The sequence below is a fragment of the Novosphingobium sp. TCA1 genome (assembly GCF_009811895.1).
GTDB classification, from domain to species: Bacteria; Pseudomonadota; Alphaproteobacteria; order Sphingomonadales; family Sphingomonadaceae; genus Novosphingobium; species Novosphingobium panipatense_A.
This window is the reverse complement of the sequence record NZ_BLJH01000004.1, coordinates 153,661-177,845: the sequence shown is the minus strand read 5'-3', so window position 1 is coordinate 177,845 and position 24,185 is coordinate 153,661. Positions and strand designations below refer to the sequence as shown.

The window sequence follows — 24,185 nt, the reverse complement described above, 5'->3', positions numbered from 1 at the left end:
GGTCATTGCAGTACCCTTGCAACAGGCTCGATCGGCGGCGGCAAGGGGCCGTCGCCCAGGGCCGAGAGCATCTCGCGCTCGATGGTGCGGGTCATGGCCGCGAGTGGGAGATCGTTCGGTTCGAGCCCGAAGGGATCCTCCAGTTGGTCGCCCAGGGCATCGAGGCCGAAGAAAGTGTAGCTCACCAGCAGAACCGGCAGCAATGTCCACCAGCCCAGCGTCCCCGCCAGCGCAAACGGCAGGGCCAGGCAGAAGATATAGGCGGTGCGGTGAAGCAGCAGCGAATAGCTGAACGGCACCGGCGTAAGGGCGATCCGCTCGCACCCCGCCTGGACTTGCGCCAGAAGGTGGAACTGTTCTTCCAGCAGCGAATGATGGATCGGGCCGATACGCCCTGCCTCCATCAGGCCCAGACCCCAGGCGCCGATACGCGATAGCAAGGCGTCGGTGGGATTGACCGCCCCGCGCCATGGCCCCTGCCCGCAATGCGCCTCGATCGCGGATACCTCGTCACCGCCGCGAAGCCTTGCCACCAGACCCGCCGTGAAACCGCAGAGGCCGCGCAGGACGAAATCACGATCGCCGGGCTCCAGCGTGGATACGCGCCGCGCGATGGAACGGCAGGCGATGACCAGCGATCCCCAGAGCTTGCGCCCCTCCCACCAGCGATCGTAGCAGGCATTGTTGCGGAAGCTGATGAAGATCGAAAGCGCGATGCCGATCAGCGTGAAGGGAATGGTGCTGATCTGGACGAAGAGACCGGGATGCCCGCGCGCGGCAAGGATCGCCGCCACGCTGATGGCCGCAATCGTCAGCAATCGCCCGGCGATGCGCGGCAGGATCGACCCGCTTACCGCAAACAGGATCTCCTTCAGGCCGGGCTTGGGGCGGACGATCATCCCTCGGGATCGCCATAGACCCAGGCGGTCAGGTCCGAACGCAGTCGCACTTCGCGGCGTACGTAATCGACTTCATAGGCATCGGCACTGGCCAGATCCGCTTGGGAAATGCGGAAGACCATCCCCTCCACCGAATCGTCGTCGCTCTCGCTTGGCTCGACCATCGGATGCCAGCGTGTGCCGCTCTTGGCGATGACCTCGGCGTCGGTGATCTCTATCATGCGGCTGCGCCAGCCGATCATCGCATCGGCCGTTCCTTCGACCATCCTGCCGAACAGAGCGATCTGCACATCCGGCTGCCGCAAGGTGCCGTAGGAGAAAAGAAGAACGTCCTGCATGCCCAGCTCTCTTTGTTCCGACGCGGGATATCGCGATATCTGGGCGAATACAGCGCGGCCGGAACTATGCAAGGCGCCCCGTCAACCCAGCGCCGCGTTGACGATGCGGGCCTGGGTGAACTCTTCCATTCCTGCCAGCCCCTGGTGCCTGCCGATCCCCGAATGCTTGGCCCCGCCGATAGGGACCTCGAACGGCAGGCTGAAGACACGGTTGACCCAGACCAGCCCGCTCTCGATCCGCGAGGCCAGCGCCACGGCGCGCCCGGCGTCCGCGCTCCAGATCGAGGCGCCGAGCCCGTATTCGCTGTCGTTTGCCCGCATAACCGCCTCGTCCAGCGTGTCGTAGCCGAGGACCGGAATGACCGGGCCGAACTGTTCCTCACGCACCAGGCGGGCATGGTCCGGCAGATCGCGCACGATGGTCGGCGGGACGAACCAGCCCTCCCGCTCCAGCGGCGATCCACCCGCGACGATCCGACCGAGCGCCCGGCTTTCGTCCAGGAGTTCCGCCAGACGGACATGTTGCGCCGCATTCTGGACCGGGCCCAGCGTCGTGGCCGGATCCAGCCCGCTGCCCGGCACGGATGACCCGGCCAGATCGGCAAGGGCATCGCACAAGGCATCGATCTTGCCGTGCGGGGCATAGATCCGCTTGATTCCGAGACACACCTGCCCGGCATTCGACATGGCCCCTTCGAACAGCAGCGGCGCGACAGCCGCGATATCCGCATCGTCCAGCACCAGCGCCGCGTCGTTCCCGCCCAGCTCCAGCGTGAAGCGCTTCAGCGTGCTCGCGGCGGAAGCGAAAACCTTGCGGCCCGTCGCCGTCGATCCGGTGAAACTGACGTGGGCGATGCCGGGATGCGCGGTGAGGAAAGGACCGAGAGTGCCGTCGTCGCCCAGCGTCTGGAACACGCCCGGCGGCAGCAGGTCCGCCGCCAGCTCTCCCAGCATAAGCGCGGTGAAGGGCGTGGTCGGTGCGGGCTTGGCGATCACGCAGTTGCCTGCCGCCAGCGCGGGGGCAAGCTTGAGCACGAGCAGCAGCAACGGAAAGTTCCAGGGCACGATCGCCGCCACCACACCCAGGGGATAGCGCTGTTCCACGATCCTCTCGTCCGGTCCATCGACCAGCACCCGCTCCTCAAGCCGAAGCCCCGCGTGATAGCGCAGCGCCGCGATCGAGGCGCCGACTTCGCCGCGCGCTTCCGCCAGCGTCTTGCCCTGCTCCTGCGTCAGCAGCCGCGCGAAGGCTTCCGAGCGACCTTCCATCGCGTCTGCCAGCGCATCGAGAGCGCCGCCGCGATCGTCCGGCGTCAGGCTTTTCCAGGACGGAAAGGCGCAGCCTGCCGCTGCAATCGCCCTTTCGGCCATCCCCGCGTCCGCACACCAGCTCGGCGCGAGCACGTGGCCGGTGGAAGGGTCGAGAATGTCGATGGTGGATGCGCCATCGCAAAGGCGGCCGTCGATGAGCATTCGAAACTGCATGGGCGGGCTTCTAGGCGCAAGGGCCTGCAAGGTACACACGTAATGCCAGACGGGCCGAGGTCGCCCCCGGCCCGTCTCCGTCTCTAGGGCGCTTCTTCAGAAGTGGTAGGCTACACCCACGAGCGCCTGGTGGCGGTCGAAATCGTGGCCGTTGCTGCCGAGGTCCGAATAGCGATATTCGATACGGGCCGAAACCTTGTCGACGATTTCGCGTTCGATACCGCCACCCACGCTCCAGCCGTCGAAAGTGTCATGGCCGCTTACGACGCCGTCCGACACGCGGGCGCGCATGTTCTCGTAGCCGCCGCGTACATAGAGCAGCGTCTTCGGATTTACGAGGTAACCGGCCCGGGCCGAAAGGTCGAAGGCATAGCTGGGATCGATCACCGCGCCGCCGCTGCGCAGGGCATCGTCCGCGGCAATGTCGAAGCTACCCTCGGCACCGATGACCACGTTCGGCGTGATCTTGTAATTATATCCGGCGAAGGCGCCGCCGACGAAGGCATCACGGGTATCGCGAATGGCGAGGTCGCCGATGTCGGTATCGGCACCGCGTGCCTTGTCCTGGTTCCATCCGGCCTGCACGCCGACGTAAGGCCCCTGGAAGGTATCGGCAAAAGCAGGCGAAACCGCCATGATCGATGCTGCGGCCAGAATCCCTGCGACAATCTTCTTCATCGTTCTTTCCTTGTTCGATGCCCTTATCGGACAAGGTGCATATGAGACCTCGGACACTCCGACATAATTGGGAAATAAAGCAACAAACCGTTTCCCGCTGGGCGACAATCCAACCGGGATATCCAGACATCGCGAAGGCCCCGGATTCTCGCCGCATCTGCACCGTCCGACCGGGTGCGGGAACATTCTGCCGCCTTTGCAGTTGATTAGATGCGGGACTTTACCGGCAGCAACGCAAGGAGCAGCCCGTCATGACAAGAACAGTACCCTGTTTGGGAGAACAGCGCAGGCTCGACATCGTCACCATCGCCTGGCTTACGGCGATGCTCTGGGCGGCCATAATCGGCATGACTATGATCGTTCTGTGATACCCCGATCTCAGCCCGCGACCTTGCGCAAGGACTTCCCGATTTCGCCGCCGCAATAGGCATCGCCGTAGGTATCGGCGGCTTCTCGGGCAAGCTTCGCAAGTTCCGGGATATCCGAGATCCTGCCTGCCAGGGCGGAGACGCAAGGCGCTTGGCGGTTGAGCATGGCAGCGATCGCGGGAAGACGCTCGGCCATGGTGGACCACAGCACGGCGGTGACGATATCCGCCAGTCCGGCTTCCTCGGTGCCCAGAAAGGTGCCGCTTTCTTCGGTCAGCCCATGGGCCGTCCCAGTCGCCTCCCAAATCGCCATCCAACGTTCGAGACGCGGCACGAATTCGCGCCATTTATCCGCGGTCCACATTTCCCGCCCGCCATCCAGCGTGATTTCGTCGATCACATCGTTAGCGTCGTTCACCACTTTCATCGCCAGCGCCCGGCCCTGCGCCGAGGCGGGAAGCAGGTTAAGCGTCTCGCCAAGATAGAGCGCGATCGCAGGCATTTCGGCGATCGCAAAGTCTTCGGCCCGGTCGATCAGCATGGGAGGCCCCATGAAGGGAACGGGCTGATCGGCGGGCACCCGGCCCATGAGTTCGCCGATCCGGGCGCTATCATGCTCGCGCCAGCTCTTTCCGGCAAAGGCGAGTATCGCGCGGATGAACTGGCCGCGAAACGGAACCGGCCAGTAATAGAGATCGTAGTCGGTCATGCGCGCGCTCCCGGTCACAAGTCCTGAGGGGAAAGCGCGGGGACGTCAGCCGTTCCCGGCAAGGTTCGTCAGGCTTGCGTTCGTCAGGGCTGCGGGGGAGGCGGCTCGCTCGGTCTTGCGGTGGGAGATGGCACGATCTGTTCGATCACCTTGCGCCCGTCGATCTGGAGGCCGTTCTGGTCGAGCTTCACGTCAACCGGCGCACCGTTGATCTGGGTTGAAAGAACCGCCTTGCCCTGATCGATGCGCAGGTCGGTATTGCCGACGGGAATGTCGCCGAGTTCCGGCACGTCGAGAGGCTGTACCGGGCCGTCCGGGTCGGGGCTCTCGGTCGCGCGCGGACGGGGCGCGGCGCGTTCTCCCAGCGCCTGCTGCATGAAATCGCGCCAAATGCGCGCGGGGATCGTGCCGCCCGATACGCCCTTCAGCGGCGTATTGTCGTCATTGCCGACCCATACGCCGACCACGAGATCCTTGGCGTAGCCGACGAAAAGCGCGTCACGGTTTTCCTGGCTGGTCCCGGTCTTGCCGTAATTCGCCGCCTGGAGACGCGCGCCGCGCCCCGTGCCGCGATTGACGGCACCGCGCAGCAGGGTTTCCATATTCTCGTGGACGCCGTCGGACAGGCTGCTGCGGCCATTGATGAGACCGTCGAACCAGCCTTCTTCCTTGGCCTTGAACGCCGTGGGAACCACCGGGAAACGATTGCCCGCCACACCGGCATAGGCTGCCGTCAGTTCCATCAGGTTCATGCTCGACGTGCCGAGCGCCAGACTGGGATCGCCTTGCGGCAGCTGCGCCGTCACGCCCAGCTTGCGGGCCATGTCGATCACCGCCTTGTCACCCACTTTCTGGAACAGGCGCACGGCCGCGACATTGCTGGAATGGGCGAAGGCATCGGCCAGCGTGATCGTCTGCGAATAGGCGCCGCCTGCGTTCTGCGGGCGGTAGTAGCCGATCTCGAAAGGCGTGTTCTCTATCGTATCGGTCGGCTTCCAGCCGTCATTGAGCGCGGCGAGATAGACGAACAGCTTGAAGGTCGAGCCCGGCTGGCGCTGAGCCTGGGTCACGCGGTTGAAGGGCGACTTGGCGTAGTCCCTGCCGCCGACCATGGCCACGACTTCGCCGTTGGGACGCATCGCCACCAGCGCGACTTGCGCCTTGCCCAGCGGGGCATTCTCGATCGCGCGCCGCGCCGCGGCCTGGAGCCGGGAATCGAGCGTTGTCTTGTAGGTCTGCGCGGCATAGCTGGCTTCATCCAGGCCCCGTGCCTGCGGCAGCGCCCAGTCGGCGAAGTAGGTGCCCGTCGGCAGGTCGTTCTGCGAGCGCACGTCTAGGCGCGGCGGGCGAATGGCGCGGGCCTGCGCGGGTGTCATGTACCCGGCATCCACCATGGACAGCAGCACCACTTTCATGCGCCGCTCGGCAAGCTCGTAATTGTTGGTCGGTGCCAGGCGCGAAGGTGCCTTCATCAGCCCGGCCAGCATGGCCGCCTGCGCGGGCGAGAGGTTCTCGGGCCGGCGATGGAAGTAATGCAGCGAAGCGGCGCGCAGCCCATAGGCATTGTCGCCGAAGTAGGCATTGGAAAGATAGCGTTCGAGGATCTCGTCCTTGCTCAGCCAGGCCTCCAGCCAGAAGGCGATCAGCACTTCCCGCGCCTTGCGGGTCAGGCTGCGTTCGGACGTGAGGAACGTGAACTTGGCGAGCTGCTGCGTGATCGTGCTGCCGCCCTGGGTGCTGCCGCCGCTGACATTACTCCACATGGCACGGGCGATGCCGCGTGGATCGATGCCCCAATGGCTGTAGAAGCGGCGATCCTCGATGGCGATGAAGGCCTGGGTGACGTGGACCGGCAGTTTCTTCACTTCGACCGGCGCATCGACGATCGCCCCGTTTCGCGCGATCGGCGTGCCGTCTGCCGCTAGCAGCGTGACCTGCGGCGGCGAGATCGGTTGCAGCGACTTCGACAGCGGCGCGGTGATCGCCAGCCAGCCGATCGTCAGGAAGAACAGCATGAGGACGGCGGCAAGCCCGCGCGAGAACCACCACCAGCGGGACCGCCGCCGGCGAGGCGGACCGTCCGATGGCGAAGTTGGGTTCGGGGATTGAGAGGAAAAGTCGTCCTGACCCGGCCCGCCTTCCGGCAGCCTTTCCAGGTTATCCAACGTCAAGGCCATGTTCTTCGGCTTCGCCTGCAATTCCCGTCGATCGGGCCCACTGCGGGCCGGATTTCGCCAATACGGGGTTCCGTGGCAGCTTGCGAGGCAAAACTTGTCGCAGAATCGACAAACCGCCGAGCCACCTCGACGACGAACGACGCCCCTTCTCCTTCAGCATCGGGGCTACCCAGCACGGATAGTTACGGACCTCTCCTAGGGCTAGCCCGCTGCCAAGACACTGGCATTCGGTATTATAAGGTCCTGTAGATACATTCCCGAGGCAGTGCCCGGTACGCTTCCTTCATTCCGCTTGAAGAAGGGAACGAGCGTGACGGCACTTGCAAAGATCGAAGCCCCCAGCCGCGAAGACCGGCAGAACCACGCCCTGCTGACGCTGGAGCAGAGCCTCGCGCTCGACAGCGAGACCGCAATGGGCCTCTACGCCGCCCACCTCAACAAATACATGCTTGAGGTCTTCGACATCCTGGGCCTTGCGCATATGGATATCGAGAGCGCCGAGGGACCGGTAATCACCATGCGGAACGGCCGCAGGGTGCTCGACTACTCCGGCGGCTTCGGCGTGCTGGGCCTGGGCCACAACCACCCGCGCATCATCGCCGCCGAGCGCCTCTGCCACGATCGCAAGGTGCTGGACTGCATCAAGATCGCGCCGCACAAGCTGCAGGGCGCGCTGGCCTACAATATCTCGCGCTTCCTGCCCGAGCCGCTCAATGTTTCATTCCTAGCCGTCTCCGGCACGGAAGCCAACGAAGCGGCGATGAAGATCTGCGAGCGGGTGCAGACACCCAAGGGCAAGACCAAGTTCCTCTGTTTCAAGGGCGCCTTCCACGGCAAGACCCACGGCCCGCTCTCGCTGACCTCCGCCACCGACGTGCAGAGCGGCTTCATCATGGGCGTGCCCAAGGAAAACGTGGTCTTTGCCACTTACGGAGACATCGCCTCGGTTCGCGAGGTCATAGCGCGGGAGCGGATGCAGAAAGGCAATCGCATCATCGCGAGCATTGTTGAGACAATCCGCGGAACCTCCTGCCATGTTCCCGAGCCCGGCTTCCTGACCGAGTTCGCTGAGGTCTGCCGCGAGAACGACATCCTGACGATCTTCGACGAAGTAAAGGTCGGCATGGGACGCACCGGCAAGTTCTGCGCCTTCCAGCACGAGGATGTCGTCCCCGACGTGGTGACCCTTGCCAAGACCCTGGGCGGCGGCAAGCGCGAACTGGGCGCGATGGTGACTTCCCAGGCCCTGTTCGACCAAGCCTATGGCAACAAGAACGACTGCAACCTGCACAGTTCCAGCTTCAGCGGCATGGGCGAGACATGCGCCGTCGGCATCGAGACACTGAACGTGCTGGAAGACGAAGGCCTGATCGAACGCGCCGACCATATTGGCAGATACTTGCGAGCAGGACTTGAGAAATTGCGTGAGAAATATCCGCGCAAGATCGTCTCCCTGCGCGGTAAGGGTTGCTTTCAGGCAATCGAACTCAATTTCGGGCAGCAAATCGCTGAAAAAGCTATTGATATTCGTACGAACTCGCTTTTCGTGACGTATGAGACCGTCCTGATCGGCGCCATGGCCCGCGAGCTTTACGAGCGCCACGGAATTCTGGTGCATTTCCAGCCCGGTGCGCGCGACCTGTTGCATTTCATGCCGCCCTACATCGTCAGCGAGGTCCAGGTCGACAAGCTGATCGACGCGCTGGATGACGTGCTGGAACGCGGCGTGGCCGACGCGACGGTGCGCTTCGTGATGAAGAACATCAAGCGCGTGCTGGGCTGACGCCATGGCCACTCCCGCAGACAGCCTCCCCCTCGGCACACGCCGCTTCCACCCCGTTACGGCACCTCGACAAGGCACCCGCAGCACCTCCAGCGGAGGCTGGTTCGCCTGCGCGCTGCTGGTGCTCATGTCGCTGGTGCTCTACCGGCTGGGCAGCCACCACGGCATGACCGTCTGGCCGGACAGCACCCGCTACATGGGGATCAGCCCGGTCCCCTACGACGCACCGGTCTATCACTGGATGCTGGTCCTGCCCCACGCCCTGGGCGTGCCCTTGCTGACCGCCGCTGCGGCCTGGGCGGTCGTGACGCTCTCGGCCAATGTCGTCCTGATCTTTGCGCTCATCCGGCGCGCGGCGGGCGACTGGCGGCTTGCCGTGCTCGGCACCGCACTGATCGCGCTGGCGCCTCAGTTCGTGTCGCTTCACGCGGCCGTGATATCGGAACCGCCATTCATCACGTTCGTTCTGCTGACCCTTTGGTTCACGCTGGACTATTTCGAAGGCGGGCGGCGGCGCGACCTCCTGATCGCCTCGCTCATGCTGGGCATGGCAACCCTGACGCGCTTCACCGCCCCGCCGCTGGGCCTGGCGATCGTGCTGGTCATCCTGATGGACCCGCGCCCCTCCTTCGCCCGCCGTATCGCCGACAGCGCATTGCTCGCGATCCCCGGCGCCGCGCTGTTCTTCGCCTGGGTTGCGATAAGCACGCTGACGGTGGGCCACTCGATCGGCCGCGAGCTGCGCTTCTACGGCAACATGGGTCCTGACCAGTGGTGGGCCAATCTCGAGACCACCGCCGCCTGGATCCTGCCCGATGCCGTTCCGCTCGCGATCCGCGTGGCCCTGCTGCTGGGCGTGCTCGGTTTCGCGGGCTGGCAATTCGCCCGCCAGCTCGCCGCCTGGCGCAGCACGCGCCTAGACATCACCTGCGAGCTGCGCATTGCCTTCTCGCTGATGCTAGGCCTGTTCTTCGTGGGCTATCTCGCCTTCGTCTGGCTCTCCACGGCGCTGGAAGCCAATCTCCAGTTTGTCGGGCGCTACGGCTTTCCCGCCTATGTCGTGCTGGCCATGCTGGTTACGACCCAGGCGAGCGGACTGGACATGCGGCCCGGCCGGGCAAGGACGGCGGGTCTCATCCTGACAGCCTTTGCCCTGCTCCTCCTGGCCAGTCACGGCCTGCGCACGGGCGTGCGCACGGAGCAGGTCTTCCGCGAAGGCAACGGCTTCCTGAGCGTCGAATGGCAGGCCTCGCCAACAATGGCAGCCGTGCGCACACTCCCTGCCGGGGCGGCACTCTATTCCAACGGAGCGGATGTCGTCGCCCTGCTCAGTGACAGGTCTGCCCAGATCGTCCCGATGGAGCGCCTGCTGCGCACCAACCGGCCCGATCCCCGCAACCCGCCCGAGGCCCAGATCGCGCGCATTAGGGCGCAGGCCAATGCAGGACTGCCGGTCTACCTCATCGTCCTCGATCGGATCGACTGGCGCTTCTACCTCGCGAGCGAGGACCGCCTGAAGCGGGAACTCGCACTCGTCCCCGCGGGCGAATTTACCGACGGCCGCATCTACCGCGTCGCCTCCACGGCGAGCCGGTGAACACTCCACTCCCTCCGCCAGGAGATACCGGAAAATGCCATCGTCTGACATGACCTCGTCCCAGACCACTGCCGGTGCCACCGCGCTCACCCGCAAGACCGCGCGCCTGCGCGACTATCTGAGCCTTGCCCGCTTCGATCACGCGACCAAGCACGTCTTCGTGATCCCCGGGCTGATCCTGGCCTATGCCCTGCGCGAACCCTCGCTACTGGACGCACCGCCCCGGATTGTCATCGGCTTCGTGGTGGCGATCGCCATCGCCTCGGCCAACTATATCATCAACGAGTGGCTGGACCGGGAATTCGATGCCCATCATCCCAGCAAGCACCACCGCACGGCCGTGTCGCTGCAACTCTCGCCCGTGCTCGTCTACGCCCAGTACGCCGCCTTCGCGGCCTTCGGCCTCTTTCTCGCCTCGTGGCTGGGCACGGCGTTCCTCACCGTTTCGGTGATCTTCCTGATCTCCGGCCTGGTCTACAACGTCCAGCCCCTGCGCTCCAAGGACCGTCCTTTCATGGACGTCATCTCGGAATCGGTGAACAATCCGATCCGCCTGACGCTGGGCTGGCTGATGATGGACCCGTCCAGCATGCCGCCCGCCAGCCTCCTGCTGGCCTACTGGACCGGCGGTGCCTTCCTGATGGGCTCCAAGCGATTGTCGGAATATCGCGACATCACCGCGCTGGTCGGGCTGGAAACGCTCACCCGCTACCGCAAGTCCTTTGCGGGCTATACCGCCGAAAGCCTGGTGGTGAGCTGCCTGGTCTATGCCATGCTCTCCTCCTTCTTCCTTGGCGTGTTCCTCATCAAGTACCGCGTCGAATATATCCTGGCTTTCCCGTTCATCGCCGGGCTGTTCGGCTGCTACCTCTGGCTGTCGATGCTGCCGGACTCCATCGCCCAGCGGCCGGAGCGCATGTTCCGGTCCCGCCGCCTGATGACGACGCTGGCGGTGACCGTGGGCGCGCTGCTCGCGTTCTCCTTCATCGACCTGCCCAGCCTCGCCAGCCTCAGCAACCGCAGCTTCACCCCGGTGGACATGCTGCCCCGCCATGGCAAGTAAGGGGGTGGAAACGGTGACCGTCGTGGCCTGGAGCAAGGTGCGGCTCGTGGTGTTCGACCTCGACGGCACGCTCTACGATCAGCCGCCTCTTCGCCGTGCCATGGCGCTCGAACTGGTCAAGCACAGCCTCCGCCGCCGCAGCCTGCGCACGGTGGAGACGCTGCGCGCCTATCGCCGGATCCGGGAACTGCTCGGCCGGGTTCAGGGGGATGACTTCACCAACGAACAGTTCCGCCTCACCGCAAGACGCTGCGGCTGCTCGGAAGGCGAGGTTCGCGCGCTGGTAGAGGAATGGATCGAACGCCGCCCGCTTGCCCACCTGCCGCGTTACAAGGCGCGCGGGATCGACAGCCTGTTCTCGGCGCTGCGGGCGACTGGGCGGCGAATCGCGGTCTGGTCGGACTATCCGGCGATCGACAAGCTGGCCGCGCTCGGCCTCAAGGCGGATCATGTGATCTGGTCGGGCGACCAGGGCGTCGGCCGTCTCAAGCCCGATCCCACCGGCCTGCTCGCACTGCTGGAGGAAGCGGGCATCACTGCCGAGGAAACGCTGGTCATCGGCGACCGGATGGACCGCGATGCCGCAGGCGCCGCCGCGATCGGCGTCCCCGCCCTCATCCGCAGCGCCCATGGGGGCGGCAAGGCGATATTCCGCCGCTTCGACGATCCGCCTTTCGCGCCCATCCTGGCGGAGGCTTGTCATGCGTGACCGGGAAATGGCCCGGCCGGATGCCGTCGGCCGTTGCGTGGGCGCGCTGGTGGACGTGCTGATCGACGAGACCCGCCCTGCTCTGGAAACCTGCGAACGCGACATCGTGAAGGACTATGTCCGCGCGACCCTTGCTGCCATGCCCGACTACTTCCGCCTCGGCTTCCGGGTACTGGCGCTGGCCTTCGAACTGGCCCCGCTACCTGTTCACGGGCACCGCTTCACGCGCCTTGCCGCCGCCGAGCAACGCCGTCATGTCGATGCCTGGCGAAGGTCCCGGATCGGGCCGCGTCGCTCGATGATCGCCTTCTATGCGACATTCGCCTGCTACGGCCTCTATTCGCTCCCTTCCGCGCAGGACTGCGCCCCGGCTACGAGGATCGCGGCGTGAACGCGGGTAATCAGATCGAAACGGAGATCCTGGTGATCGGCTCGGGTCCGGGCGGGGCGGTGAGCGGCACGCTCTTTGCCGAGGCCGGGTGCCACGTCACCATGGTGGAGGAAGGCGATCACCTCGCGCTGGAGGCAGCGCCGCATTTCTCGCGAGAGGAGATGCTGCTCAAGTACCGCAATGCCGGTGTCGGCGTCGCGCTGGGCCGGCACAAGCTCGCCTGGGTGGAAGGACGCTGCGTGGGCGGGGGGAGCGAGGTCAATCGCGGCCTCTACCATCGCACGCCGGGATATGTGCTCGACGACTGGCGTCGCCGCTTCGCCGTGCATGACCTCGATCTTGCGGGCATGACCCCGCACTTCGCCGCCTGCGAGGCCGTGGCCCGCGTGGAATATGCCGGAAATGCCGCATCGGACATGTCCCGCCGCCTCCAGCAGGGCGCGCAGGCGCAAGGCTGGCTGGCGATCGAGGCGCCGCGCCTCTATCGCTACGACCACGATCGCGGCGGCGGGGTAAAGCAATCGATGTCGGCCACTTTCGTCCGGCGCTTCATCGAGGCCGGCGGCACCCTCCTCCCCGCCACACGGATCGCGCGTCTGCGGCGCGTGAACGGTCACTGGATCGCGGAAGGAACCCGCCGCAACCCGGACGGCACGCGCCGCGCCGTGACCTTCCGCGCCCGGATCGTGGTCGCCGCCTGCGGCGCGGTCCAGACACCTGCCCTGCTCCGCCGCTCCGGCCTGTCACACAATATCGGCGACAGCCTGCGCTTCCACCCGATGGTCAAGGTCGTGGCCGAATTCGACCACGACGTGAACCACCCCGACGACTTCGACCCGGTCCATCAGGTCAAGGAATTCGAGCCGCGCTTCGGCATGGGCTGCTCGATCAGCACCCCGGCGATGCTGGGCGTCGCGCTGTCGGGACGGGCGGACCATTGGAACCTCGTGGCCGAGCGCTGGCGCCGCATGGGCATCTATTACGTCCAGTCCGGCGGCGGCACCGCCAGCGTGCGCAACCTGCCCGGCTTCGAGGACCCGATCGTGCGCGTGCGCTTCTCCAAAGGCGATCTCTCGGTCCTCGGAGAAGGCCTGCGCCGCCTATGCGAGGCCCTGTTCGCGGCCGGAGCGCAGCGGATCTACCCCTGTCTCGCGGGCTATCCCGACCTCCATTCGCCCGGCGATCTCGCGCGCCTGCCGAGCGTGCTTGAGGCGAGCGACGGCAACATGACGTCCGTCCATGTCTTTTCGTCATGCCCGATGGGGGAGGACGACCGCGTCAGTGCCGCAAATTCCTTCGGCAAAGTCCACGGCGCGGACGGTCTCTACATCAACGATGCCTCGCTGCTTTGCGGCCCCACCTCGGTCAATCCGCAAGGCACGGTCATGGCCGTCGCCCATCGCAATGCGGCGGAGGCCCTCACCCGCCGGTTCCACTGAGAGCCCGTTTGAAAAATGCCCTGAAGGGCATTTTTGAGCGGCACCGGCCCTCTCCCCCACCCTACCAACCGCAGGATACTACCGTTGGCTGGTAGGGTGGGGGAGAGGGCCGGTGCCGCAAAATTCGCATTTCGCGAATTTTCAAACAGACCCTAACCACTCCGGCGCGTGATCTCAACGCGCCTTCAGGACCATGAGCGGCGACTGCCGCCGCATCGAGACCAGCCAGACCAGCGCGAACAACGCCGTCGGCAGCCAGAGCAAGAGGTGCGCCAGCAGGATCGTGGCGGTGGCCTGCTCGGCGGGGACTTCCACCGCCCGGTAGGACAGCATTCCGAAGAATTCGTAGGAACCGAAATGTCCCGGCAAGGCCGGTACCAGGGTGCCCAGGGTCGAGAAGGCGAACGCCGTGAGCGGCTTGAGCCAGTCCGGCAGGCTTCCGCCCAGACTGAGCCAGGCGCCCAGCATGACGAGGCTTTCGAGCAGCCAGAGCGCGAAGGACAGGAGGACCATGCCGAAGAGGCGCCCCGGATTGCCGCTTGCGCGTACCGCACCGGCCACGGACCGCGCGGCCTCGGCGATCCGGCCCGCCAGCGGCAAGCCGCAGCGGCGTTCACCCCATACTGCAGCCGCCTCGATCGCCGCAGGGGACAGCAGCACGAGAAAGCTAGCCGCCACGGCCACGACCAGCACGAGGCGAAACTGCATCACGATCTCGTCCGGCAGCGCGGTATCGACAAGGAACAGCGCCAGCCCAGCGACCATCAGGATCGATACGAGATCGAGCACCCGCTCCACCACCATGGCGCCCAGAACATGGCCCATCGGCAGCGAAAACCGGCGATGGAACCAGTAGATGCGGAACACGTCGCCCAGCCGGAACGGCAATATGTCGCTGATCCCGAAACTCGCGACGAAAGGCGCGACACTCGGCCCCAGCGCCACACGGCGCCCACCCGGATCGAGCAGCATGCGAAACCGCCAGGCGCGCAGGAGGAAGTCCAGCCCATAGGCGAAAAGCGCCAGCAGGAGCGGGGGCCAGTTCGCCCGTGCCAGCAACCCGCCCACTGCCGCCATGTCCACCGAAGTCCAGAGCAGCACCAGGAAAGCCGTGCCAACCAGCACACCCAGCCAGAAACGCAGCCTGTTCCCGCCCGTTTCCGTGCTTGACATCGGATCGACCGTCACGCCCCCGTCCTTCACCGGCGTCCTTCAATCGCGCTCGCTGATCTGGGACTGGTATTGGATATACAGCGTCGCCAGCGTCGTGCGGCTCGATATGTCGAGCTTGCGGTAGATATTGTGGAGATGGATGCTGACCGTGCCCTCGGTGGAGCCGACCATCCCGGCAATCGCCTTGTTCGAAAAGCCCCGGCAGACCAACGCGCTGATTTCCTTCTCACGCGGCGTCAGCCCCGCGATCTCGCCGCCGATATCGACGCCGCCGCCGCGCTTCGCCTTGGCAACGAGGTCCTCCGGCAACCACTTTCGCCCCGCCATCACCTCGTGCAGGCAATCGAGCAGGCTGTCGGACGCGTAGTCCTTGAGCAGCAGCCCCCGAACGCCCAGTTCGAGGGCCTCGGCGATCTGGCGTCCGGTCATCGTTGCCGACAGGAAGATCACCCGCACCGGCCAACCCGCCTCCTTGATCGCACGCAGGATGGCCAGTCCGCCGACGTCCGGCATCGACACGTCGAGTACCGCCACGTCCGGCCGAACATCCCGGATAACCGCCAGTGCGCGCGTGCCGCTGCCGGTCGCCTCGACCAGATCGACTTCCCCGGTCGCCTGGAGAAGATCGGCCAGACCCCGCAGCAGGAGGGGGTGATCGTCGGCAACCAGTACCCGGCAGGTCTGCAGTTCGGTGATCGTCATGCGGCTTCCTCCAGCGGGATGACCATGGTGACGCGCAGCCCGTCCGGCCGGTCATCCAGTGCGATCGAACCGCCGAGCTGGATCGCCCGGCTTCGCAGGGAAGCCGGACCGATCCCGCTGGCCGCCGGCCCCAGCCCGCGACCGTTGTCGGCCACCCCCAGTTCCAGCGCGCTGCCCACCCTGCGCGCTTCCAGGGCCACGCGGGTCGCCGCGCCATGCCTTACGGCATTGGCGGTCGCCTCGGAGAACAGCGCGATCACTTCCTCTACGAGATTGCGCGGGAGATGCGTCGCGCGGCCGTGCCAGTCGAACGCCACCGTCACGCCCCATTTCTTTTCGAGGATGTCCGCCTGCCTGCGCAGGTCCGCCACCATGTCGGTCGGCTGGTCGCCAAAGACGTCGCGCTGCTCCTCCACGAAACGACGGATGCGCCGCTGCTGCTCAGTGACCAGTTCCTCGATCCCTTTGAGGTCCTGCGCCACGGCGGGTTCGCGCGCCGCCAGGCTGCGCAGTTTCAGGCTGGTCGCGGTCAGGTCCTGAAGCACGCTGTCGTGCAGATCCTGGCCCAGACGGCTGCGTTCCTCGGCGCGGGCGCTGTCTGCCCGGCGCGCCACCAGTTCGACATGCTCCAGTTCGGAACCGGTGCGCGCGGCGATGATTTCGGTGAGCGCCAGGGCGTCCTCCGGCCTGCCGTCCGGGTCCACCGCGATCAGGGCACCACGAAAGCGCAGTCCCGAGAACCCGGACCGCACCGCATAGTCATGCGGGCGCGGACGCGGCAGACGGAGCGTATCGAGCACACGGGTAAGCCGGGTCATTTCGTCCGGCCCGACCAGGCTGGCCCGCGTGCGGTCCATGAAATCGAGCTGCGCCTCGGAAAACAGGCTGCGGAAGGTATCGGGATCCAGCGGCAGCAATTTCAGCCGCCCCTTGCGCCAGTGGGCGATGAAGCCGGTCGGTTCGTCCTGCTCGCGCCAGATCAGGATCAGGCTTTCGCACCCGGTGACCGCACCGGAATGGCCGCAAAGCTCAGCCAGCCAACCCCGGCGATCGCCCACGCCCGCGTCCATCGGCCAGCTTGCCAGCCGCGCCAGCCGTTCCCGGCTGCTTTCGCGGTAGGCCCCGAAATAGCCGAGCATGACCGCGCAGACCAGGAAATAGACCGTGCGGATGATCAGCACGTTCAGTTCGGATTCCCCGTCGAGAATGTCGGGAATGCCGATCGCGAAGAGCACGACTTCCAGCATGACCGCGCCGACCATCGCCCCCATGAAGCCCCATCGCACCGTCATGGCCAGAAGGGTGAACGGCAGGAACGAGAAGAACGGACTGGTCAGTTCGTTGGTCAGGAAAGCCAGCCAGCCGAGAATGGCCGTATCCAGGATGTGGATCCCGAAATGCACCATGCTGTCCACCGGCCTGCGGATCGGCACGGCCACGAGAAGGATCGCCATGACCAGATAGGCCGCCAGCACGTCCTGCGCCTCGGCGCGATAGCGGATCGGCTGTGTGGGATCGAGGTAGATGGCGATGAGCGCGAACACGGCGGTCACCAGACGCCCGTAGCTGATCAGCCGATTGGGATCGGTGATCAGCAATGCGTTGCGCACCCGGCTGAGGCCGGATGCCGTTGCTTCGAAAGTCCGCCCCATTTTGCCTCAGATCCCTCACGCAACGCGGCATGACGGCCGGAAGCGTCGGAAAAGACTACGAAGCTGATGCAATTCCGTCGAGTCAGCCTTCCTGCTGAGAGACCTGCGCAAAGGGGGGACCGGCCTTATCGAAATGCCCAAGGGCAAGACCGGAACTGGGGAAAGACGAGATTGACGAAGCGGATCCGGCAGCCTATCGCCAGCCCAGCATCAAGAGTCGGGATCGCGCCCGGCACCAACCTGCTCCCGAGCAAGGTGGTACCTTCGCAGACAAGCGAAGGGATGTGGCCGGACCGGCAAAAAACGGGTTATCCAGCTGCATCGCCGTCGTTCCTTCCCAGGCTCTCCAGGCCACCACGCGCGCATTCGCGTGCCAGAAGGAATGTAGTCCATGTCCGACGCTCTCCCCGCCGATACTGCCAGGCGCCATACCATTGAGGAGGGTCCTACCCAGCAGTTCGCCAGCGACAACTACGCCGGCATCTGCCCGGAAGCGTGGTCCGCGATGGAGCAGGCCAATCGTGGATCGGCGACCGCCTACGGCGAGGATGAATGGACCCGCCGCGCCGCCGACGCCTTTCGCGATCTCTTCGCCAGCGACTGCGACGTCTATTTCGCGTTCAACGGCACGGCTGCCAACTCGCTTGCCCTGGCGGCGCTTTGCCAATCCTATCACTCGGTTATCTGTTCCTCCTCCGCCCACGTCGAGACGGACGAATGCGGCGCGCCCGAATTCTTCTCCAACGGGTCCAAGCTGCTCGTCGCGCCCAGCCCCGACGGCAAGCTGACGCCCGGCGCCATCCGCGCACTCGCCACGGGCCGCAGCGATATCCACTTCCCCAAGCCCCGCGTCGTCACCATCACCCAGCCGACCGAGACCGGCCAAGTCTATACCGTGGGCGAGATCGAGGCGATCTCCGCCACTTGCCGCGAACTGGGCCTCAAGCTGCATATGGACGGCGCCCGCTTCGCCCATGCCTGCGCCGCTCTGGACTGTACGCCGGCGGAAATCACCTGGCAGGCGGGCGTCGACGTTCTCTGCTTCGGCGGCACCAAGAACGGCATGGCCGCAGGCGAGGCGGTTATCTTCTTCGACCGCGCCCTTTCCGAGGACTTTTCCTATCGCTGCAAGCAGGCCGGGCAACTCGCCTCGAAGATGCGCTATCTTTCGGCCCCCTGGATCGGTGTGCTGGAAAGCGGCGCCTGGCTGAACAATGCCCGCCACGCCAATGCCTGCGCCCGGCGTCTTGCCGCTACGGTCGCCGGTATCGATGGGCTGGAGCTGATCTTCCCGGTAGAGGCGAACGCGGTGTTCCTCGCCGCCCCAGAACCGGTGCTCGATGGCCTGCGGGCCAGGGGCTGGCGGTTCTATACCTTCATCGGCGGCGGCGCGCGGTTCATGTTCGCCTGGGATGCCGATCCCGTACAGGTGGACCGTCTGGCCGCGGACGTCATCGAACTGGCCGAGCAGGCGACAGCGTCCGTCGCCGCCTGAGCGCACCCGAAGCCGTCCTCGATGAGCGGCGGCTTCGGGGCGATACTTCAATTGTTTGTTGCTAATGCGATTGATATCATTAGCGGAAATTTCGGGAGTGGAGACTGACGGAAACCGGATGCCGATCGGCACCGGCTTTCCATGGATGAGTGATGGGTGGCGCCATCTGGGTTCGGGAAGCGACACGAGTGACGCGGCAGGTTTTGTTTCAGGTCCACTGGTTCCTCGGGATCACGGCAGGCTTCGTGCTGGCCGTGATGGGTGTCAGCGGCGCGATGCTGAGTTTCGAGCACGAGATCATGCGCGCCCTCAGCCCAGGCATCGTCACCCTTGCGCCGGGCACGACAATATCGCTGTCGCCCGACGAAGTGATTGCCCGCGCCTCGGCCCAGCGCCCCGGGCGCGCCGTCGAGCGCCTTACCGTCGAAAGCGATCCCCATGCGGCCTGGACCGTCCAGTTCGCCGCCCGCGACGGCGAGCGCCGTGGAGAGCGCAGCTATATAGACCCGCGCAGTGGGATGTTGCTGGGCCAGGCGACCGGAACCGGTTTCTTCCGCACGGTCGAAGACCTGCACCGCTGGCTGGCCCTGCCCGGCGGTCCCAACGGCATCGGCCGCCAGATCACGGCCTTCTCCGCGATCGCCCTGGTGTTCTTTGCCATTTCAGGCCTCTACTTGCGCTGGCCGCGCCGCACCTTCGACTGGCGCGCCTGGCTAGTGCTCGACCTCAGGATGAGCGGGCGCAATCTCTACCGCGCACTCCATGCCGTCATCGGTGGCTGGGTTGCGCTGGTCTACCTACTCAGTGCCCTCACCGGCCTCTGGTGGTCCTACGACTGGTATCGACAGGGGGTGCTCTACACCCTCACCGGCAAGACCAGCCGGGAGGAAGGCGGCCATGGCGGCGCGAAAGGCGAGAAGGCGGAAATCGCCGATACCTCGTCCGACGCGCCCAGCCTCTCCCGCGCCTGGCCTACCGTGATGACGGCCATGGACGGCCGCTACAGCTCGGTCGCGATCACCCTTCCCAAAGACAGCGCCGAACCTGCCACCTTCCGGGTGCTGCTGGCCGATGCCCGGCACGATCGCATGACCGACGATCTCAAGGTGGACCTGACCTCGGGCAAGCTGCTCAAGGCCGATCGCTATGCCGATCGCAAAATGGGCAAGGTCATCACCACCAGCATGTACGAACTCCACCGAGGCGCCTTCTTCGGCATCGGCGGGCGGATCCTGCTGCTGCTGACCAGCCTGACGATGCCACTGTTTACGATTACCGGCCTGCTGCTCTATTTCGCTCGCCGCAAACGCAAGCGGGCGCTTGCGGAAGTGGCCTCCGTCCATTCGGACCATGCACCGGCAAGCAGCGGCAACGAAGACATGCTCGTCGCCTTCGCCAGCCAGACAGGCGGCGCCGAACGGCTTGCGCGCCAGACGGCATCGGCGCTCGGCGGCGCGCGGGTCCTGCCGCTGTCCGCCGTAGATGAGGCCGTGCTGTCCGAAGTCGATCGCGCCCTCTTCGTGGTGAGCACGTATGGCGAAGGCGAGCCGCCGGATCCCGCGCGCCGCTTTGCCCGTCAGGTCATGGCGACGCCGCCCGGTGCCGGGCATCTCGAATATGCCGTGCTCGCCCTGGGCGACCGCGAGTACCCGCAATTCTGCGCCTTCGGCCATTCGGTGGATCGCTGGCTCCATGCCGGTGGAGGCCGCCGCCTGTTCGACATGATCGAAGTCGATGGAGAGGATGCCGATGCCCAGCGGCAGTGGCAGCAGCAGCTTGCCGCGCTCGGTGCGGAACCCGATCTGCCGGACTGGGAGCCTGCGGCCTATACCTCGTGGCGGCTGGCCTATCGCCGCCTGCTCAACCCGGGCAGCGCCGGAGGCCCGGCCTTTCTCGTCGGCCTCGAAGCCAGCGAGGGTGTCGTTGCCGAGTGGCGCGCCGGAGACATCGCCGAAATCCTGCCCGGCACCAACGACCCGGCGCGCGTTGCCGCCTATCTCGCCGATTGCGGGCTGGACGGCGGCGAGATCGCCAATAGCCGCCCGCTGGCAGAGCATCTGGCGACGGCGCTGATCCCGGATCATCCGGTCGCGGATGCCGAGGAGCTGCTGGCAGCGCTCCGCCCCCTGCCGCACCGTGAGTATTCGATCGCCTCGATACCCTCCGACGGCCGCCTCGACCTGCTCATCCGGCAGGTCGACAGGAGCGACGGCACCCTCGGGCTGGGTTCGGGCTGGCTGACATCCTTCGCGCCGGTCGGCGCAGAGATCGCCGTGCGCCTGCGATCCAACGAAGGGTTCCACGCATCGCCCGCCTCGGGCGCAGGACCGCGCCGGATGATCCTGATCGGCAACGGCACCGGACTTGCCGGCCTGCGCGGACACTTGCGCGCGGCGGAAGCGGAAGGGCAAGGCGGACACTGGCTGCTGTTCGGTGAACGCAGCCGCGACCATGACGCCCTTCTGCCGGACGAAATCGAAGGCTGGCTGGCGCGCGGTACGCTGACGCGGCTCGATCGGGCCTGGTCACGCGATGCCGATTGCGGCCGCTACGTCCAGCACCTCTGCGCCGAGGCCGAAGCGGATCTTCGCGAATGGGTGGAAAACGGCGCGGCGATCCTCGTCTGCGGCAGCCTTCAGGGCATGGCCCCGGCCGTAGACAGCGCCCTTCGAACCGCCCTTGGCGACGAGCGGCTGGAAGCCATGGCCGAAGCAGGGCTCTATCGCCGCGACATCTATTAGGATCTTAGAGACTGTTAGAAAATCCGCCGCAGGCGGATTTTGCGGCACCGGCCCACGCCCCCACCCTACCGCCCGCAGGATACTACCGTTGGGTGGTAGGGTGGGGGCGTGGGCCGGTGCCGCAAAAAATGCCCTTTGGGGCATTTTTCAAACGGGATCTTCTGCTCGGGAAACACTCCGAAACATTTTAATCATGGAACAGCGGCCCTTTCCCGAGCACTATGGGTATGCGTCAACGCAAGCGGAAAGGTACCGGCGATGGTCCGTAGGCGTAGCATAGCTCCAAGGTGGCTGCTGCCGTTGCTGCTGATCGGATCGATGGTCGCGGCTGCAATCGCGGCGGTGTTCGTCATCACTCTGGAGTGAGTATTCGCCGGTGACGATCCGCGCCAGGAGCACAGATTGCCGCATAATACGCCTCTCGTCGCAACGGTCGTCGCCGGTCTGGTCGCGGCTTTTGCCATGGGTGCCCTCGCCCATCGCCTGAGGATTTCGCCGGTCGCCGGTTATCTGTTCGCCGGGGTGCTGGTCGGCCCGTTCACACCCGGCATCGTTGCCGACAGCGCCCTCGCCAACGAACTGGCGGAACTGGGCGTGATCCTGCTGATGTTCGGCGTCGGGCTGCATTTCTCGGTAAAGGACCTCCTGTCGGTCAGGAAGATCGCGGTGCCCGGCGCCGTGATCCAGATCGCCTTCGCCACGGCGCTGGGCGCCGGACTGGCCCTATGGCTCGGCTGGAGCCTGGCCGCCGGTCTGGTTTTCGGCCTTGCCCTTTCGGTGGCAAGCACCGTCGTCCTGCTGAGAGCGCTCCAGGTCGGCAACCTGATGGACACCGAACGCGGCCGCATCGCCGTCGGCTGGCTCATCGTCGAGGATCTCGCCATGGTGCTGGTGCTGGTCCTGCTGCCGGCTCTCGCGGGTTTCGCGGCGGGCCGCGCCCAGTCGAACGTCGATCTGGCCTGGATGATCGGACTGACCCTCGCCAAAGTCGGCGGGTTCATCGCCCTCATGCTGATCGTGGGCAAGCGCGTGATCCCGGCCGCGCTGCACTGGGCCGCGCATACCGGATCGCGCGAACTGTTCCGCCTGGCCGTCCTGGCGATCGCGCTGGGCGTGGCTTTCGGTGCGGCTTACGTCTTCGATGTCTCTTTCGCGCTGGGTGCCTTCTTCGCGGGCATGGTGATGGGCGAAAAGCAACTCAGCCGCCGTGCCGCCGAGGAAACGCTGCCGCTTCGCGATGCCTTCGCCGTGCTGTTCTTCGTCTCGGTGGGCATGTTGTTCGATCCCGCTGTGGTCGTGGAGCACGGCGCCGCCGTTCTGGCCACGGTCCTGATCGTCCTCGTCGGCAAGTCGCTGGCGGCCGTGGCGATCGTCAGGCTCTTCGGCCATCCCACGCAAACGGCGCTGGCGGTGGCCGCGGGCCTTGCCCAGATCGGCGAGTTCTCGTTCATGCTGGCGGCGCTCGGGGTCCGCCTCGGCGTGCTACCGGAGGAAGGACGGGACCTGATCCTGGCCGGGGCGATCTTCTCGATCCTGCTCAACCCGCTGCTGTTCCGCTGGCTCGCCGGCCGTCACAGCCTGGTCAAATCGGTGGCCGCGGCCGAGCAGGAACGCCGCGCTCCGGCAGGATCCGGCGAAAGAGTGGTCCTCATCGGCTACGGCCGCGTCGGCCGACTGGTCGCGGAAGGGATCCGCAAATCCCCGCGTGACCTCGTCATAGTGGAAGAGCGTGCCGACCTTGCCCGTGCGGCGCGCGAGGCGGGGCACGATGTCGTCGTGGGCAACGCCTCCAGCGACGACGTCCTCGATAGCGCGGGTATCCATGAGGCGACGAGGCTGATGATCGCCATCCCGGAAGGTTTCGAGGCCGGTGCGATCGCGCAGCGCGCGCGTCAGCTCAATCCCGAGATAGAGATCCTCGCCCGCGCCCATTCCGACGAGGAGGTCGAGCATCTCGAGAAGATCGGCGCCGATCATGTGGTGATGGGCGAGCGCGAGATCGCGCGCAGGCTGCTGGAATTGCCGGGTACGGGACCCCGTCGGAAAACCTGATCGGCAGGCCCGCTGGATCCTCCTTCTGGACACGCCATTGGTGGATTTTTCCTAATCTATCCGGGCGCTGTCAGCGCAAGCGTGTTAGTTGCCGAAACCATACGGCTTAGCACTTCAAACATCGGAAGAAGGCCGGGCCACTCTCAAGAGCGCCTTAACACTCCGTGACGTTCCTGTACTTTGATACAGGGGCAGAATGCGGAGATAAGTCATGGAAAAGCCCGATGTCTTCACCGGAACCGAAGGAGAGAGCGACCGCCGCTCGTTCCTGACGGCCTGCGGGAAATACTCGCTGCTGGTGCCGCCGACCATGACCATGCTGCTGTCCACCACGTTAACCTCACCCGCAATCGCCAAGTCCGGCGGCAGCGCCGGTGGGGGCGGAGGTGGCGGTGGAGGTGGCAGCGGAGCTTCAGGCGGCGGTGGAGGCGGTGGCGGCGCCGGGGGTGGTTCCGGCGGCGCTGGTGGCGGCGCGGGCGGCGGCGGTCCCCTCGCCCGGGCGGACAATATCTGCAACACCGGCGAAGCTTCCACCGAGACCCTTGGCGATCGCAACCAGCTCGCTTCGGTTCAGGATCTCGACGTCCGCGCCCGAACCTGGAAGGCAACGTGCTGCAGCGATCTCGAACCCCGGACGCGCCGACCTTTCCTGGCCCGCGTGCAGGCCCGTCTCGGCAAGGCCAGCGGCAATGTCGCCGCCTCGAACTGCCAGCGCGTCTGAGCGGTAATGTCGA

The 24,185-nt window shown here is 65.7% G+C and carries 19 protein-coding genes and 1 riboswitch; of the genes, 10 read left to right on the top strand and 9 right to left on the bottom strand.

Annotated elements, in window-relative coordinates:
- Nucleotides 1–2 precede the first annotated feature (2 nt).
- The 6 genes from NTCA1_RS07365 to NTCA1_RS07340 form a co-directional block, all read right to left on the bottom strand.
- A complete protein-coding gene (locus NTCA1_RS07365) occupies nt 3–899 on the bottom strand; it encodes a bestrophin family protein (RefSeq protein ID WP_159829698.1) in 897 nt (298 codons plus the stop codon).
- Nucleotides 896–1,237 carry a gamma-glutamylcyclotransferase family protein gene (locus tag NTCA1_RS07360; protein WP_159829696.1) on the bottom strand — a complete coding sequence of 114 codons (342 nt, stop codon included), beginning with the start codon at nt 1,235–1,237 and terminating at the stop codon, nt 896–898. The genes NTCA1_RS07365 and NTCA1_RS07360 overlap by 4 nt, the downstream gene beginning before the upstream one ends.
- An 81-nt stretch (nt 1,238–1,318) precedes the next feature.
- Nucleotides 1,319–2,722, bottom strand: coding sequence for an aldehyde dehydrogenase family protein (locus tag NTCA1_RS07355; protein WP_159829694.1), 1,404 nt, complete (start codon nt 2,720–2,722; stop codon nt 1,319–1,321).
- A gap of 96 nt (nt 2,723–2,818) precedes the next feature.
- Entirely contained in the window at nt 2,819–3,400 is a 582-nt protein-coding gene (locus tag NTCA1_RS07350; protein WP_159829692.1) for an outer membrane protein, read from the bottom strand.
- A gap of 378 nt (nt 3,401–3,778) precedes the next feature.
- Entirely contained in the window at nt 3,779–4,477 is a 699-nt protein-coding gene (locus NTCA1_RS07345) for a glutathione S-transferase (RefSeq protein ID WP_159829690.1), read from the bottom strand.
- Between the two features lie 83 nt (nt 4,478–4,560).
- Nucleotides 4,561–6,654, bottom strand: a complete 2,094-nt coding sequence (locus NTCA1_RS07340; RefSeq protein WP_133084073.1) for a transglycosylase domain-containing protein — start codon at nt 6,652–6,654, stop codon at nt 4,561–4,563.
- Between the two features lie 310 nt (nt 6,655–6,964).
- On the opposite strand from NTCA1_RS07340, the gene NTCA1_RS07335 reads away from it, so the two are divergent.
- From NTCA1_RS07335 to NTCA1_RS07310, 6 genes are read left to right on the top strand one after another with little or no spacing between them, the layout of a single operon-like run.
- Complete coding sequence (locus NTCA1_RS07335; protein ID WP_159829688.1) at nt 6,965–8,437, top strand: aspartate aminotransferase family protein; 1,473 nt, start codon at nt 6,965–6,967, stop codon at nt 8,435–8,437.
- Between the two features lie 4 nt (nt 8,438–8,441).
- Nucleotides 8,442–10,034 (top strand): glycosyltransferase family 39 protein, encoded by a 1,593-nt coding sequence (locus NTCA1_RS07330; protein WP_159829686.1) that lies wholly within the window; start codon nt 8,442–8,444, stop codon nt 10,032–10,034.
- A 34-nt stretch (nt 10,035–10,068) separates the two neighbouring features.
- On the top strand, nt 10,069–11,097 hold the full coding sequence (locus NTCA1_RS07325) for a UbiA family prenyltransferase (RefSeq protein ID WP_201282429.1): 1,029 nt from the start codon (nt 10,069–10,071) through the stop codon (nt 11,095–11,097).
- Nucleotides 11,087–11,806, top strand: coding sequence for an HAD family hydrolase (locus NTCA1_RS07320; RefSeq protein WP_159829684.1), 720 nt, complete (start codon nt 11,087–11,089; stop codon nt 11,804–11,806). Before NTCA1_RS07325 ends, NTCA1_RS07320 begins: the two co-directional genes overlap by 11 nt.
- On the top strand, nt 11,799–12,197 hold the full coding sequence (locus NTCA1_RS07315) for a hypothetical protein (RefSeq protein ID WP_159829682.1): 399 nt from the start codon (nt 11,799–11,801) through the stop codon (nt 12,195–12,197). The genes NTCA1_RS07320 and NTCA1_RS07315 overlap by 8 nt, the downstream gene beginning before the upstream one ends.
- Nucleotides 12,194–13,636: a GMC family oxidoreductase gene (locus NTCA1_RS07310; RefSeq protein WP_201282428.1), complete on the top strand. Its 1,443-nt coding sequence runs from the start codon at nt 12,194–12,196 to the stop codon at nt 13,634–13,636. Before NTCA1_RS07315 ends, NTCA1_RS07310 begins: the two co-directional genes overlap by 4 nt.
- Nucleotides 13,637–13,810: 174 nt before the next feature.
- Here the strand turns inward: NTCA1_RS07310 and NTCA1_RS07305 are convergent, their stop codons facing one another.
- From NTCA1_RS07305 to NTCA1_RS07295, 3 genes are read right to left on the bottom strand one after another with little or no spacing between them, the layout of a single operon-like run.
- On the bottom strand, nt 13,811–14,824 hold the full coding sequence (locus tag NTCA1_RS07305) for a lysylphosphatidylglycerol synthase transmembrane domain-containing protein (protein WP_159829680.1): 1,014 nt from the start codon (nt 14,822–14,824) through the stop codon (nt 13,811–13,813).
- Nucleotides 14,825–14,848: 24 nt separating this feature from the next.
- Complete coding sequence (locus NTCA1_RS07300; RefSeq protein WP_086491132.1) at nt 14,849–15,511, bottom strand: response regulator transcription factor; 663 nt, start codon at nt 15,509–15,511, stop codon at nt 14,849–14,851.
- Nucleotides 15,508–17,163 (bottom strand): sensor histidine kinase, encoded by a 1,656-nt coding sequence (locus tag NTCA1_RS07295; protein WP_086491133.1) that lies wholly within the window; start codon nt 17,161–17,163, stop codon nt 15,508–15,510. Before NTCA1_RS07295 ends, NTCA1_RS07300 begins: the two co-directional genes overlap by 4 nt.
- A 202-nt stretch (nt 17,164–17,365) precedes the next feature.
- A riboswitch (SAM-I-IV-variant riboswitch) is annotated at nt 17,366–17,477 on the top strand.
- Nucleotides 17,478–17,554: 77 nt separating this feature from the next.
- Here NTCA1_RS07295 and NTCA1_RS07290 point away from each other — a divergent pair.
- The 4 genes from NTCA1_RS07290 to NTCA1_RS28455 all read left to right on the top strand — a co-directional run bounded on the left by NTCA1_RS07290 (nt 17,555) and on the right by NTCA1_RS28455 (nt 24,172).
- Nucleotides 17,555–18,658, top strand: a complete 1,104-nt coding sequence (locus NTCA1_RS07290) for a low specificity L-threonine aldolase (protein ID WP_159829678.1) — start codon at nt 17,555–17,557, stop codon at nt 18,656–18,658.
- A 188-nt stretch (nt 18,659–18,846) separates the two neighbouring features.
- Nucleotides 18,847–21,399 carry a sulfite reductase flavoprotein subunit alpha gene (locus NTCA1_RS07285; protein WP_159829676.1) on the top strand — a complete coding sequence of 851 codons (2,553 nt, stop codon included), beginning with the start codon at nt 18,847–18,849 and terminating at the stop codon, nt 21,397–21,399.
- 402 nt (nt 21,400–21,801) lie between these two features.
- Nucleotides 21,802–23,451 (top strand): YbaL family putative K(+) efflux transporter, encoded by a 1,650-nt coding sequence (ybaL, locus tag NTCA1_RS07280; RefSeq protein WP_159829674.1) that lies wholly within the window; start codon nt 21,802–21,804, stop codon nt 23,449–23,451.
- Nucleotides 23,452–23,662: 211 nt separating this feature from the next.
- The gene (locus NTCA1_RS28455) at nt 23,663–24,172 is read left to right on the top strand and encodes a hypothetical protein (RefSeq protein WP_201282427.1); all 510 of its coding nucleotides are present in this window, start codon (nt 23,663–23,665) and stop codon (nt 24,170–24,172) included.
- Nucleotides 24,173–24,185 lie beyond the last annotated feature (13 nt).